Here is a 12,038-nt window from a genome sequence, read left to right as displayed (position 1 = left end):
CTGAGCGGCCGGCGGCCGCTCAATTGGTCAGTTGCAGCTTCGAGAACTTGTTGGCGATGGTCTGGAAGACATTGGGCAGTTTGGCCGGGTCGCTGACGGCATAGTAGTCGCCCGGATCCGAAGCGCAGGCGCTGTAGAGCGTGCGGTTGGCGGCGGTGTCGGACTGCAGCGTCATGGTGTAGATCTGCACGCCCTGGTTCTTCAGCTGCGTGCAGACGCTTTTCGTCCATCCGTCTACATTGCGCGCCGCCGTTGTCTGATTGTCCGAGCCGAAGCGACCGCTGGAAAGATAGCCATAGGATGTGTAGTCGGATTTCTGCTGCGTGTTGCTCGCGCCATAGACGACATTCTCGCCATCGGTGAGAAGCATAACGACCTTGGTCACGCCCGGCGTCTTGTAAGGCGACGCATCGGTATAGGGCGGCTGCGGCGACAACACGCGCTGGCCCCAGGCTAGTCCCTCCGAGACGTTGGTGCCGGAGCCATTCCACTCGGTCATCTGTGCGGCGGCGGCTCGCAGTACGTCGAAATCGTCGGTCAGCGGGACGATAGGCGTCGGACAGGCGCGGTTCGGGCCGATGGTGATCGCGGTGCCAGTCTCGGTGACCAGCTTGTTGGTCGAGGCGACATATTTTCCGATCTTCTTCAGATCCGCGCTGAGCAGCGCGTCAACCAAACCGGTCAGCAGGCCGCTCAGATCGACACCCAATATGTTGTCGCCCAGCTTGCCATTGTCGATGCTGTCGTCGAGATAGGAATTGTTGTAGCCGGTCGACGAGTTGCCGTAGGCGGAGGATGGCTTCTTGGCGACGTCTGGATCGTCCGGCGCGAAATAAGGCACAAACAGCGTGTCGGGGTTTGACGGATCGGGCGGCGTGTCGGCGATGTTCAGCGCGCCGGGCCGCGCTTCGACGCAGCCTTTCCAGCCTGTCCCCTTCCACCCGGTGTACTTCAAGGCCGGGATGTCCTTCTGAAGCTGTTTGAATAGGGACATGTGGTCGGGCCGCTTGCCTTTGACCACCGGGAAATTGACGCCATTGGTCGACGACTTGCCGTTCATGTCGATCCACGACGGATCGAATTCGGAACCGTTGACATTGACGGCAGTGACGAATGGAACCAGCGAGACATGGACCTTGCGCGTCGGCGACTTTACCGCTTCGAGATGGTCAAGCAGCGACTTCGTCGCCGTTCTCAATGACGACATGCGCGCGCCGGCCATCGAGCCGGTGTTGTCGAGCACCAGCACCACTTCGAGTTGGTTGTTCGATTCCATGGCGGAGGCATCGACGGCGATGTGCCGCTCGTTGCCGAACAGGAAGGCGAAGTTCAAATTGACGTCGGCCGAGGCGGTCGCCTTTGTGGTGATGTAGTTGATGCCCTTGTCGACGGTGAGCGTGGCGCGGGCGTTGGACAGTTCGCCATGGGTTGCGACATTGGCCTGGAAATAGCTGTTGAAGACGTCGTTGCGCGAGGCCTCGGCATCGCCGAGATGCGACGAGGCGAGGTTTGCCGCGTCGAGTGCGTTCTGAAGACTGCTCTTGGCCTTCATCAGGGTCGAGACGTCGGTGGCCAGGGCGACGGCCGTCAGCATGGCCGGCACGCCCAGCGCCAGCATCAAGGCGAAATTGCCGCTTTTCGAGCGCCAGAAATTCGTGAGAAGCATTCCAAACCCCCGAGGAATTGCTTAAATCTTCCGCCTGCCACGCGGTCGCCTGGGTCTCATGCGCTCATCATGCTGAATCGATGGTTGATGACCGGGTTGCAACGCCCGGCAACCTGAAGTGGTGGTTAAGGATCGGCAAAAAATCGATAAAATTGCCAACCGTGACATATTGGCGTTTTTCCAAGCGACGCGTGTCAGGCGATCCGCTCATCGGTGTCCTACCCTTGCCTTCCAGCCAAATTGCTGTATAGACGCCCGCAATCTGCCGGTCCTTGCTGGGGGCTGAACGGAGGGCCGGAGGTTTTACCCAAAACCTTCGTGTGAAGCCAGAAGCGCTTCCGCCTCCCGTGTCTCCGCTCTCGACCGTCTCGAAATGCTCCTTTCTTCCCCGCCCCTTCGGGACCAGCGGGTCAGCGAAGTTGCAGAGGCTTTTGCCGCGAGGTCCGGGAGAGAAACGAAGAAAGGCACTGAACCACTATGGCTCTATACGAACATGTGTTCCTTGCCCGGCAGGACCTCTCGCAGCAGCAGGTCGATGCGCTTGTCGAACAGTACAAGGGCGTCATCGCTGCAAATGGCGGGTCCGTCGGCCGGGTCGAGAACTGGGGACTGAAGTCCCTCACCTACCGGGTCAACAAGAACCGGAAGGCTTACTACACGCTTATGGACCTCTCCTGCCCGCCGGCAGCGCTCAACGAGATGGAGCGCCAGATGGGCCTGTCCGAAGACGTGCTGCGTTTCCTGACCGTCAAGGTCGAGGCGCATGAGGAAGGCCCGTCGGCCATGATGCAGAAGCGCGAAGAGCGCTCGGAACGCGGCGGCTTCGGCGACCGCGACCGTGGTGATCGTGGTCCGCGCTCGTTCGGCGACCGTGATCGCGGCGACCGTGGCGATCGTCCGCCGCGCTCGTTCGGCGACGCCGGTGGCGATCGTGGTCCGCGCCGTCCGCGCGAAGGTGTTGAAGGGGGTGCAGAATAATGGTCGACATCAATCAGATCCCGACCCGGCGCCCGTTCCATCGCCGCCGCAAGACCTGCCCGTTCTCCGGCGCCAACGCGCCCAAGATCGACTACAAGGACGTGCGTCTGCTGCAGCGCTACATTTCCGAGCGCGGCAAGATCGTGCCGTCGCGCATCACCGCCGTCAGCCAGAAGAAGCAGCGCGAACTCGCCAAGGCGATCAAGCGCGCCCGTTTCCTCGGCCTGCTGCCCTACGTGGTTCGCTAACACTTTCGAGCGGGCGGTTCGCCGCCCGCTCTATTCTCCCACGGCGACGGGCGCCGCAGGGATATTTTGATGATGCATGTCGTTGTCCCAAAACCGGGACCCACTTTTGGGCGACATGCATTGAAAACCCGAGTTGAGGTGAAAAGCCTCTAACTGCCGCGACAGGCAGGACAGCGACACCGGCGCCAAGGCGCGCGCCCCAAGCTTCCTGACCTGTTCCATTCAATTCGGCGCCGATCCCGCGGTCGGTGCCCAGACGAAGGAACAAGACCATGCAAGTGATTCTTCTCGAACGCGTTTCCCGCCTCGGCCAGATGGGCGATACCGTCAAGGTCAAGGACGGCTTTGCCCGCAACTTCCTCTTGCCGCAGGGCAAGGCGTTGCGCGCCAACGAAGCCAACAAGAAGAAGTTCGAGGGCCAACGCGCCCAGCTCGAAGCCCGCAACCTCGAGCGCAAGTCGGAAGCCAGCCAGGTTGCCGAAAAGCTCGACGGCAAGAGCTTCATCGCCGTGCGTTCGGCCGGCGAGACCGGCCAGCTCTACGGTTCGGTGTCGACCCGCGACATCGCCGAGCTGCTGACGGCGGAAGGCTTCTCGGTCAACCGCAACCAGATCCAGCTCAACCAGCCGATCAAGACCATCGGCGTCACCAATGTGGCGATCGCGCTGCATCCGGAAGTCGAGGTCACCATCAGCCTCAACATCGCCCGCACGGCCGAGGAAGCCGAACGTCAGGCCAAAGGCGAGACGCTGACCACCGCCGAAGCCATCTATGGCGACGACATCAACGACAATGCGCGGCCGGAGAACTTCTTCGACCCGAACACCGAGTTCGAAGGCGGCGAAGACAACGCCTGATCGCTTAACGACAAGCGAAGGAGCGCTCGCTCCAATCACATTGTCGTCATCCACCCGTTGTGGACCAATGCCCGGGCCTCTCGCCCGGGCATTTTTGTACCAAATGGAACTTTTCGAGCCCCTATATATTGAGGCAGAATTGTGCAGCCAGTCTGACCGTGAGGGGACATTTGGTGATGAATATTCTGTTGAAGCGCGTTCTCGACCGCCTGGTGCGCACAGGCAATCTCAGAGTTACCGGCCCCAAGGGCGCGACCGTGGTTTTCGGCGACGGCAGCGGCGAGCCGGTGCACATGCACATCAAGACCAGGCACGCCGAGCGCGCCATCTCCTTCGACCCGATGCTGGCGGTGCCGGAAGCCTATATGGACGGCGAACTCGACATTCTCGAGGGCGGCGTGCTGGGTGTGATGCGCATCGCCTTCCAGAACATGGGCAGCGGCGGCATCGACGCCACCTGGTCGAAGGCGATCGAGGGCCTGCGCCACGCCTTCCGACGCCTGCATCAGATCAACACCGCCTCGCGATCGCGCCGCAACGTGCAGCGCCACTATGATCTGTCGGGCGACCTCTACCGGCTCTTCCTCGACGAGGACATGCAGTACTCCTGCGCCTATTTCGAGCAGCCGGACATGACGCTCGACGAGGCGCAGGTCGCCAAGAAGCGCCACATCGCCGCCAAGCTCAGGCTGAAGGCCGGCCAGACCGTGCTCGACATCGGCTCCGGCTGGGGCGGACTCGGCCTCTACCTGGCCAGGGCCTTCGATGTCGACGTGCAAGGCGTGACGCTGTCGACCGAGCAGCACGGCGTCGCCACCGACCGGGCGCATGCGCAAGGCCTGCAGGACCGCGTGCATTTCGAGCTCAAGGATTACCGCGAACTCAACGAACGCTTCGACCGCATCGTCTCGGTCGGCATGTTCGAGCATGTCGGCGTCAACCACTTCCGCACCTTCTTCGAAAAGTCGGCGACGCTGTTGAAGCCCGATGGCGTCATGCTCTTGCACACGATCGGCCGCTCCGGCGTGCCGTGGGCGACCAGCGCCTTCATCCGCAAATACATCTTCCCGGGCGGCTACATCCCGTCGCTGTCGGAAGTGATGCCGGCGATCGAGAAGTCGGGGCTGGTGGTTACCGATATCGAGATCCTGCGGCTGCACTACGCCGATACGCTGAAGCATTGGGGCCAGCGCTTTGCCGCCAACCGCGACAAGGCCAAGGCCATCTATGACGAGCGCTTCTGCAGGATGTGGGAGTTCTATCTCGCTGCCTCGGAAGCGGCCTTCCGCTGGCAGGATCTGGTGATCTTCCAGATCCAGATCGCCAAGAAGAACGACACGCTGCCGATGACGCGCGACTACATGGCCAAATGCGAAAAGGCGCTGGAAATGCGCGAGATTGGGCATCGCCAGGAGACGGCGGTCGCCGGGCCTGCCGTTACCCGGTCGGTTGCAACAAGGTCTGTGGCCGCCAAGCCGGCGCGCCGCCGCAAGGTGGCGGATCGGGAATAACGCCTCGATTGTGGATTGCCGCTTGCCATTGCCGGCTCTGACACTGAAAAAAGGTCTCGTTTTCGCGAGGCCTTTTTTGATGACCACCCTCCTCTCCATCGTAGCCGTCTCTGCCGGGATCGCCGGCGCTTCGGTCATCCTGCTCGCGCCGCGCGGAGCCTGAGCATGGAACTGCCCGCCGCGCTCAGACAAGGTGTCGAGCGCCTGCTCGAGACGATACCGCTGCCGGCATTGCGCCAGGCGGCGAAGACGCTGTCCGACCGCTACCGCGCCGAACTGCGCGACGGCCGCCTGCACATGGCCGAGGAGATGGCGGTCAAAGCCTATCTGGCGACGCGGCTGCCGGCGACCTATGCCGCCGTGCGCGCCAGCCTCGATGCGCTCGCCGATGCACGACCCGATTTCCAGCCAACAACGTTGCTCGATATCGGCGCCGGCCCTGGCACGGTGCTTTGGGCCACCACGGACCAGTGGCCTGACCTCCAGCAGGCCGTGCTGGTTGAAGCCAGTGCGGCTGTGCGCAAGGTCGGCCAGACGCTCGCTCTCGATGCCATCGCCGCCAGCACCGACTGGCGCGCCGGCGACGTCACCATCGACGTTCCCGACCTCAAACCAGCCGATCTCGTCACCTGCGCCTATGTGCTGGACGAGATCGCGCCGGCGTCGCTGCCGAAGCTTGTCGGCCGGCTCTGGCAATTGACCGGCGACACGCTGCTGATCGTCGAGCCCGGCACGCCGGCCGGCTGGCAGCGCATCCTGGCAGTGCGCCGGCAATTGCTGGAGGCCGGCGCGCATGTGCTGGTGCCTTGCCCGCATGAAGCGCCCTGCCCGCTCGAGCCGCCCGACTGGTGCCATTTTTCGCGCCGCGTCGCCCGCTCGCGCCTGCACCGGCTGGCCAAGGACGCCGACGTGCCGTGGGAGGACGAGAAGTTCATCTACGTCGCGGCGTCGCGGCAGCCCGCCCCCACACATCAGCCGCGTGTCATTGCGCTGCCGAAAGCCGGCTCCGGCAAAGTGCTGCTCAAACTGTGCCAGCCGGACGGCAGCGCCGGCGAGACGCTTTTCACCAAGCGCGACGGCGAGTTGTTCAAGACAGCGCGGCGGCTCGACTGGGGTGACGTGCTGGCGGAATAGTCCGCCGCCGATTTTCTTGTTTTGTTCCGTTTTCAAATCGGCTAGACTCCTCACCCCGAGTCGAGTCAACCGGGATTCTTTCCACCGAAATTTTTTGCGCTGTGAACAGCGTGAAACAATGACGATTCTTCACCCGCCGTTAACACGGTCTGATAGGGCAAGGAGAGGCAGGGCAACCGGGGACATCATGGCAGAGGCAGCACGAAAATTCGGCGTGGCGGAGCAACCGCTTTATCGTGAGGCGCCCAACAACATCGAGGCCGAGCAGGCGCTGCTCGGCGCCATCCTCGTCAACAACGATGCCTTCTACCGGGTCTCGGATTTTCTCAAGGCCGGCCATTTCTATGAGCCGCTGCACCGGAAGATTTTTGAGGTCGCAGCCGAACTCATCCGCATGGGCAAGGTGGCGACGCCGATCACGCTGAAAACCTTCCTGCCGGCCGACGAGAAGGTCGGCGACATGACGGTGGCGCAATATGTGGTTCGTCTGGCGGTCGAGGCCGTCACCGTCGTCAACGCCACCGACTATGGCCGCGCCATCTACGATCTGGCCACGCGCCGCGCGCTGATCACCGTCGGCGAGGACATGGTCAACATCGCCTATGACGCGCCGGTCGACATGGCGCCCTCCGAGCAGATCGAGGATGCCGAGCGGCGGCTGTTCGAGCTGGCCGAAACAGGCCGTTATGATGGTGGCTTCGAAAGCTTCACCGACGCCGTCAAGACTGCCGTCGACATGGCCAACGCCGCCTATATGCGCGACGGCCACCTGTCAGGCCTCGCCACCGGCATGCGCGATCTCGACCGCCGCATGGGTGGCCTGCAGGCGTCGGATCTGATCATCATTGCCGGTCGTCCGGGCATGGGCAAGACATCGCTCGCCACCAACATCGCCTTCAACATTGCCGAGATGTATGTACCGGCGCAGCAGGCCGACGGCTCGTTCAAGGCAGCCAATGGCGGCGTCGTCGGCTTCTTCTCGCTGGAAATGTCGTCTGAACAGCTGGCTACCCGTATCATTTCCGAGCAGACGGAAATTTCGTCGTCAAAAATCCGCCGCGGCGAGATTTCGGAGATGGATTTCGAGAAGCTGGTCGCCTGCTCGCAGACCATGCAGAAGATCCCGCTGTTCATCGACCAGACCGGCGGTATTTCCATTGCCCAGCTGTCCGCCCGCGCGCGCCGCCTAAAACGCCAGCGCGGCCTCGACCTCATCGTCATCGACTATATCCAGCTGATGCAGGGTTCATCCGCCAAGGCCTCGCAGAACCGCGTGCAGGAAATCACCGAGATCACCACCGGCCTCAAAGCGCTGGCCAAGGAACTCTCCGTGCCGATCATCGCGCTATCGCAGCTGTCGCGTCAGGTCGAAAGCCGTGAAGACAAGCGCCCGCAGCTCTCCGACCTTCGCGAATCCGGCTCGATCGAGCAGGACGCCGACGTGGTGATCTTCGTCTATCGCGAGGAATATTATCTGAAGAACCGCGAGCCCAAGCCCGGCACCGACGAATACATCAAGTGGGAACACGAGATGAACGAGATGCGCGGCAAGGCAGAAGTCATCGTCGCCAAGCAGCGCCACGGCCCGACGGGCTCGGTCAGCCTTGCCTTCCATGGCGAATTCACCCGCTTCTCCGATCTCGCCGAAGAGCACCATATTGCGGAGAGGTTTGAGTAGGTTTGGGAAACGCCTCACTCTGTCGCCCCCCTCTCTGTCCTGCCGGACATCTCCCCCTCAAGGGGGGAGATTGGCTGTCGCGTCGGGTTTCGCCAATCGTCGACGTTGGAAGATGTGCGCCGACGACAAAGCTGCTGATCCCCCCCTTGAGGGGGAGATGGCCGGCAGGCCAGAGAGGGGGGCTGTCCCGCCGACCTATCCGGTTGTCGCAGGCCACGCCTGATGGCTAAATCCCGCGTCCAGTTCATCTGCCAGAATTGCGGTTCGGTGCATCAGCGCTGGGCCGGTAAATGCGATGCCTGCGGCGAGTGGAACACACTGGTCGAGGAAGGCACGTCGGGCGGTATCGGCTCGGGTCCGGCCAACACGCGCAATGCCCGCAAGGGCCGCGCCGTGGTGCTGACCAGCCTGTCCGGCGACATCGAGGATGCGCCGCGCATCATTTCGGGTATTGGCGAACTCGATCGCGCCACCGGCGGCGGGTTCGTGCGCGGCTCGGCGCTGCTGGTCGGCGGCGATCCCGGCATCGGCAAGTCGACGCTGCTCACCCAGGCGGCCGCGGCGCTGGCGTCAAAAGGCCATCGCATCGTCTATGTCTCGGGCGAGGAAGCCGTCGCGCAGATCAGGCTGCGGGCGCAGCGGCTTGGCGTCGCCGACACGCCGGTGGAGCTTGCCGCCGAAACCAATGTCGAGGACATCCTGGCAACAATCGCCGACGGCAGAAGGCCGGATCTCGTCATCCTCGATTCGATCCAGACGCTGTGGACCGACATGGCCGATTCGGCGCCCGGCACCGTCACCCAGGTGCGCGCGGCCGCCCAGGCGATGATCCGCTATGCCAAATCCACGGGTGCTGCCATCGTGCTGGTCGGCCATGTCACCAAGGAAGGCCAGATCGCCGGCCCCCGCGTCGTCGAGCACATGGTCGACGCGGTGCTCTATTTCGAAGGCGAAGGCGGCCACCACTACCGCATCCTGCGCACGGTGAAGAACCGTTTCGGGCCGACCGACGAGATCGGCGTCTTCGAAATGTCCGACAAGGGTTTGCGCGAAGTCGCCAACCCGTCGGAGCTGTTCCTCGGCGAACGCCATGCAAAGTCGCCGGGCGCCGCGGTTTTCGCCGGGATGGAAGGCACGCGGCCGGTGCTGGTCGAGATCCAGGCGCTGGTTGCACCGTCGTCGCTCGGCACGCCGCGCCGCGCCGTCGTCGGCTGGGACGGCGCGCGGCTGTCGATGATTTTGGCGGTGCTCGAAGCCCATTGCGGGGTTCGCTTCGGCACCCACGATGTCTATCTGAACGTTGCCGGCGGCTACCGGATTTCCGAGCCGGCCGCCGATCTGGCGGTCGCGGCTGCACTGGTTTCGTCGCTTACCGGTCTTGCCCTTCCCGCCGATTGCGTCTATTTCGGCGAAATCAGCCTGTCGGGTGCAGTGAGGCCGGTTGCGCATGCGCAACAGCGCCTTAAAGAGGCCGAAAAGCTGGGTTTTGGAAGTGCGGTTCTGCCTTTGGGCAGCGAGGAAGTAGTCGGGGGGATCGGAGCCGGCGCTTTCCAGCCAACCGAACTTGCCGATCTCGTGGCGCGCATAGCCGGCTCACGGCGCAGCCGTGTCGACGAGGAAGACTAACGCGGCTCGCCCGAGCCGTGAAAAGAGAATCGGAGTGGGGCGAACAACATGCCGATTACGCTGCTTGACGGAATTCTCGTCGGCTTCACCCTGGTCTCGGCGATGCTCGCCATGGTTCGCGGCCTGTCCCGCGAAATCCTGTCCGTCGTCTCCTGGGCGGCTGCCGCCGCGGCGGCGTTCTTCTTCTACAAGCCGGTGCTGCCTTACGTTCAGCCCTATGTCGAAAGCGACAAGATCGCCATGGCGGCGTCCGCCGGCATCGTCTTCATCATCGCGCTGATCGTCGTTTCCGTCATCACCATGAAGCTTGCCGACTGGATCATCGATTCCAGGATCGGCGCGCTCGACCGTACGCTCGGCTTTCTCTATGGCGCGGCGCGCGGCATCCTCGTCGTTGCGGTGGCGCTTCTGTTCTTCAACTGGCTGGCCGGCGCCAAGGCGCCCGCCTGGATCGCCAACGCCAAGTCGAAGCCGCTGCTCGAGACCATCGGCGCCAAGCTGGAAAGCCTGCTGCCCGAGGATCCGGAAAACGCCATCTTGAAGAAGCTCAATCCGAATCAGCCGGCAGCACCCGAGACGCCTCCGGCAGCCGCCGACGCACCGGCGGCGGATGCGCCGGCAACAGGTGAGGATGCTCCGGCGCCCGACGACGAGACCGACGCTCCGGCCGACAATGCGCCGGCACAGCCCGCCGCTCCGGCGCCGGCCGCACCGGCAAACTGAGCTGGAACGGTATGGCGCCCACTGGGCGGGCGCCATTCATGAGCTGACTATGGTGTGAACGGCGCACGGTGTGCGTTGCTTTCGCGGCGCTCTCGCCTTATATGGCCATTTTAGCGGAGCTTGAGCCCCATGGCAGTTTCGAAGGCAGACGCAGACGACGTGCTTTCCGCCGAAGCAGACGATCATTTCCACGACGAATGCGGTGTGTTCGGCATTTTCGGCCGGCAGGACGCCGCGGCCATCGTCACGCTTGGCTTGCATGCGCTGCAGCATCGCGGCCAGGAAGCGGCCGGCATCGTCTCCTATGACGGCACGCAGTTTCATGTCGAACGCCATGTCGGCCTGATCGGCGACACCTTCACCAAGCAGCACGTGATCGACAGCCTGCAAGGCAACCGCGCCATCGGCCACACGCGCTATGCCACGACAGGCGGCGCCGGCATGCGCAACATCCAACCCTTCTTCGCCGAGCTCGCCGATGGCGGCTTCGCCGTCGCTCACAATGGCAACCTCACCAACGCCATGACCGTACAGCGCGCGCTGCAGAAGCAGGGCGCGATCTTCTCGTCGACCTCCGACACCGAGACGCTTTTGCATCTGGTTGCGACCAGCAAGGAGCGCGATTTGAACTCGCGCTTCATCGACGCGGTGCGTCAGGTCGAAGGCGCCTTCTCGCTGGTGGCGATGACCTCCAAGAAGATGATCGGCTGCCGCGATCCGCTTGGCATCCGCCCGCTGGTGCTCGGCGACCTCGACGGCGCCTGGATCCTCGCCTCCGAAACCTGCGCGCTCGACATTATCGGCGCCCGCTTCGTGCGCGACCTGAAACCCGGCGAGATGGTCGTCGTGACCTCGAAAGGCATTGAAAGCCTGTTCCCCTTCGAACCGCAGAAGACCCGATTCTGCATCTTCGAATATGTCTATTTCGCCCGGCCGGACTCCTCGGTCGAAGGCCGCAATGTCTATGAGGTGCGCAAGCGCATCGGCGCCGAACTGGCGCAGGAAAGCCCGGTCGAGGCCGATATCGTCGTGCCGGTGCCGGATTCCGGCACGCCGGCGGCGATCGGCTTTTCCCAGGCCGCGGGCATCCCCTTCGAGCTCGGCATTATCCGCAACCACTATGTCGGCCGCACCTTCATCCAGCCCGGCGATTCCATCCGCCACATGGGCGTCAAGCTGAAGCATAATGCCAACCGCCGCATGATCGAAGGCAAGCGCGTGGTGCTGGTCGACGATTCCATCGTGCGCGGCACCACCAGCCAGAAGATCGTGCAGATGGTGCGCGATGCCGGCGCCCGGGAAGTGCATATGCGCATCGCCTCGCCGCCGACGAGCGCGTCCTGCTTCTACGGCGTCGACACGCCGGAGAAGTCGAAGCTTCTGGCCTCGCGCATGTCGATCGAGGAGATGGCCGAATTCATCCGTGTGGATTCGCTCGGCTTCCTCACCATCGACGGGCTCTATCGCGCCGTCGGCGAGGCCGGCCGCGATAATGAGCAGCCGCAATTCTGCGACGCCTGTTTCACCGGCCAGTACCCGACCCGCCTGCTCGACTTCGAAGGCCACGACAATGTGCGCACGCTGTCGCTGCTGGCGAACAACGGGGCGTAAAGCCCA

At 63.3% G+C, this 12,038-nt stretch carries 10 protein-coding genes; 9 read left to right on the top strand and 1 reads right to left on the bottom strand.

What is annotated here, in order from left to right:
- Positions 1 to 19 precede the first annotated feature (19 nt).
- Positions 20 to 1,666: a TadE/TadG family type IV pilus assembly protein gene (locus AC1DYJ_RS18960; protein ID WP_477288136.1), complete on the bottom strand. Its 1,647-nt coding sequence runs from the start codon at positions 1,664 to 1,666 to the stop codon at positions 20 to 22.
- A 477-nt stretch (positions 1,667 to 2,143) separates the two neighbouring features.
- On the opposite strand from AC1DYJ_RS18960, the gene rpsF reads away from it, so the two are divergent.
- The 9 genes from rpsF (at position 2,144) to purF (ending at position 12,032) form a co-directional block, all read left to right on the top strand.
- Positions 2,144 to 2,644, top strand: a complete 501-nt coding sequence (rpsF, locus tag AC1DYJ_RS18955; RefSeq protein WP_023805666.1) for a 30S ribosomal protein S6 — start codon at positions 2,144 to 2,146, stop codon at positions 2,642 to 2,644.
- The gene (rpsR, locus tag AC1DYJ_RS18950) at positions 2,644 to 2,892 is read left to right on the top strand and encodes a 30S ribosomal protein S18 (RefSeq protein WP_006203718.1); all 249 of its coding nucleotides are present in this window, start codon (positions 2,644 to 2,646) and stop codon (positions 2,890 to 2,892) included. The genes rpsF and rpsR overlap by 1 nt, the downstream gene beginning before the upstream one ends.
- 272 nt (positions 2,893 to 3,164) lie before the next feature.
- Positions 3,165 to 3,749 carry a 50S ribosomal protein L9 gene (rplI, locus tag AC1DYJ_RS18945; RefSeq protein WP_477288139.1) on the top strand — a complete coding sequence of 195 codons (585 nt, stop codon included), beginning with the start codon at positions 3,165 to 3,167 and terminating at the stop codon, positions 3,747 to 3,749.
- Between the two features lie 176 nt (positions 3,750 to 3,925).
- Positions 3,926 to 5,260 carry a class I SAM-dependent methyltransferase gene (locus AC1DYJ_RS18940; RefSeq protein WP_477288141.1) on the top strand — a complete coding sequence of 445 codons (1,335 nt, stop codon included), beginning with the start codon at positions 3,926 to 3,928 and terminating at the stop codon, positions 5,258 to 5,260.
- A 165-nt stretch (positions 5,261 to 5,425) separates the two neighbouring features.
- On the top strand, positions 5,426 to 6,394 hold the full coding sequence (locus AC1DYJ_RS18935) for a small ribosomal subunit Rsm22 family protein (protein ID WP_477288143.1): 969 nt from the start codon (positions 5,426 to 5,428) through the stop codon (positions 6,392 to 6,394).
- Between the two features lie 187 nt (positions 6,395 to 6,581).
- Positions 6,582 to 8,072: a replicative DNA helicase gene (locus AC1DYJ_RS18930; RefSeq protein ID WP_477288145.1), complete on the top strand. Its 1,491-nt coding sequence runs from the start codon at positions 6,582 to 6,584 to the stop codon at positions 8,070 to 8,072.
- Between the two features lie 222 nt (positions 8,073 to 8,294).
- Positions 8,295 to 9,698 carry a DNA repair protein RadA gene (radA, locus tag AC1DYJ_RS18925; protein ID WP_477288147.1) on the top strand — a complete coding sequence of 468 codons (1,404 nt, stop codon included), beginning with the start codon at positions 8,295 to 8,297 and terminating at the stop codon, positions 9,696 to 9,698.
- 48 nt (positions 9,699 to 9,746) lie between these two features.
- Positions 9,747 to 10,421, top strand: coding sequence for a CvpA family protein (locus AC1DYJ_RS18920; RefSeq protein ID WP_477288149.1), 675 nt, complete (start codon positions 9,747 to 9,749; stop codon positions 10,419 to 10,421).
- Positions 10,422 to 10,550: 129 nt separating this feature from the next.
- Positions 10,551 to 12,032: an amidophosphoribosyltransferase gene (gene purF / locus AC1DYJ_RS18915; protein ID WP_112397309.1), complete on the top strand. Its 1,482-nt coding sequence runs from the start codon at positions 10,551 to 10,553 to the stop codon at positions 12,030 to 12,032.
- Positions 12,033 to 12,038 lie beyond the last annotated feature (6 nt).

The organism is Mesorhizobium sp. P2_B11 (genome assembly GCF_056404855.1).
Note: the sequence above shows the minus strand (reverse complement) of the source record. Positions and strands in the feature narration are given on the sequence as shown.

What these genes read in the sequence shown, in the direction of transcription:
- AC1DYJ_RS18960 (WP_477288136.1), bottom strand. Translation starts at nt 1,666, where the DNA reads ATGCTTCTCACGAATTTCTGGCGCTCGAAAAGCGGCAATTTCGCCTTG.
- rpsF (WP_023805666.1), top strand. Translation starts at nt 2,144, where the DNA reads ATGGCTCTATACGAACATGTGTTCCTTGCCCGGCAGGACCTCTCGCAG.
- rpsR (WP_006203718.1), top strand. Translation starts at nt 2,644, where the DNA reads ATGGTCGACATCAATCAGATCCCGACCCGGCGCCCGTTCCATCGCCGC.
- rplI (WP_477288139.1), top strand. Translation starts at nt 3,165, where the DNA reads ATGCAAGTGATTCTTCTCGAACGCGTTTCCCGCCTCGGCCAGATGGGC.
- AC1DYJ_RS18940 (WP_477288141.1), top strand. Translation starts at nt 3,926, where the DNA reads ATGAATATTCTGTTGAAGCGCGTTCTCGACCGCCTGGTGCGCACAGGC.
- AC1DYJ_RS18935 (WP_477288143.1), top strand. Translation starts at nt 5,426, where the DNA reads ATGGAACTGCCCGCCGCGCTCAGACAAGGTGTCGAGCGCCTGCTCGAG.
- AC1DYJ_RS18930 (WP_477288145.1), top strand. Translation starts at nt 6,582, where the DNA reads ATGGCAGAGGCAGCACGAAAATTCGGCGTGGCGGAGCAACCGCTTTAT.
- radA (WP_477288147.1), top strand. Translation starts at nt 8,295, where the DNA reads ATGGCTAAATCCCGCGTCCAGTTCATCTGCCAGAATTGCGGTTCGGTG.
- AC1DYJ_RS18920 (WP_477288149.1), top strand. Translation starts at nt 9,747, where the DNA reads ATGCCGATTACGCTGCTTGACGGAATTCTCGTCGGCTTCACCCTGGTC.
- purF (WP_112397309.1), top strand. Translation starts at nt 10,551, where the DNA reads ATGGCAGTTTCGAAGGCAGACGCAGACGACGTGCTTTCCGCCGAAGCA.